Consider the following 1,442-nt stretch of genomic DNA (forward strand, 5'->3'; position numbering starts at 1 on the left):
GGCTGCCTAATGCTGATGTCAAGCGATGAGGCGGAGTTGGGGACGTCCTTCGTAGGGCTTGCGATCGCGGAGCATGGCGTAGACGACGTTGACGCGGCGTCGGGCGAGGGCGATCAGGGCCTGGTGGTGCCGCTTGCCTTCGCTTCTCTTGCGGTCGTAGTAGGTCCTGGAGATGGGATCGCGCTGGATGGCGCAGAACGCGGACTGGTAGAAGACGCGTTTGAGGGCCTTGTCGCCGCCGGTGGCGCTGCGCGAGTAGCGGATCCTGCCGGACTGGGACAGGACCGGGGCCAGGCCGGCCGCAGCGGCCAGGGCGTCGGGGCTGGTGAACCGGTCGATGCCGCCGACCAGCGCGATGAACTCCGCGGTGAGGACGGCCCCCATCCCCGGCAGACTGCGGATGAGGGCCCCGTCAGGGTGCTCGGCCACCAGCTGCTCGATCTCGGCTTCCAGGGCCTTGACGCGGTCCTTGGCGACCATGAGGTCGGTGGCGAGTTCGCGGATGAGCTGGGCGGTGCGGCGTTCGCCGACCACGTTGGTGCTCTGGGCGTGAGCGGCAGCGACGGCTGCCTCGGTCAGTTTCTGGGCGGTGGGGCGGTAGGCGCCGTGCCGGCTCAGGTAGCTGTTGATCCGCGCTGCGCCGGCCTGCCGGATCTCGGCAGGGGTGACGTAGCGCGAAAGCAGCAGCAGGCTCGTCTTCTGGGTCGGGTCGACCACGCGTTCCAGGCCGGGGTGGATGCCGGCCAGCAGGTCGCGCAGGCGGCTGATGCGGGCGGTGGTCTCCTTGGCCATCACGGTGCGGTGACTGACCAGGAGCCGCAGTTCGACGGTGGCCTCCTCGGGCAGGGTGATGGGCCGCAGGTCGTCGCGGAGCATGACCTGTTCGGCGATCACCTTGGCGTCACGCGGGTCGGACTTGTTCTCTCCGCCCCGGGTGCCACGGCGGGCGCGGTTGACGGCCAGGCCGGGGAGGTGGACGCAGCGCAGGTCCGCGGCCAGCAGCATCGAGGTCAGCAGTCCGGCGATGCCGCCCAGCAGGTCCAGCCCGACAGTGAGGCCGTCGTGTTCGGCCTGGACGGTGAGCAGTTCACCGGCGGCCTGCTCGATCGATTCCGGGTCGTTGCCGACCCGGTGGCTGAGCAGTGGCCGGCCGCGGTCATCGATGGCGGCCAGCCAGTGGAAGTCCTTGCCGATGTCGAAGCCTGCGGTGGCGGTCATGACGCTCCCCTCGCCGTGCAATGTGCGGCGCGACCTCTTCCGCCTGTCCTCGCCCTACTAAGCGATGGTCCGCAGAGCCTAATCAGCAGTCCGGAAGAAGTGGCGGGGCAGGGGGAACAGCCTCTCCAGCCATCGACGGCAGCCAGCATGAAACCCATCCCTGCCCCGCTCGCGCGACCCCATCGTCGCGAACGACCGGGCCGTGCGAAAGAAGGTAGGGCCGC

1 protein-coding gene is annotated in these 1,442 nt (G+C 69.5%); it reads right to left on the reverse strand.

The features are described from left to right. Positions 1 to 18: 18 nt before the first annotated feature. Entirely contained in the window at positions 19 to 1,218 is a 1,200-nt protein-coding gene (locus AB0L59_RS42230) for an IS110 family transposase (protein WP_365593525.1), read from the reverse strand. Between the last annotated feature and the right edge of the window lie 224 nt (positions 1,219 to 1,442).

Source organism: Streptomyces sp. NPDC052109, assembly GCF_040680195.1.
Classification (GTDB): domain Bacteria; phylum Actinomycetota; class Actinomycetes; order Streptomycetales; family Streptomycetaceae; genus Streptomyces.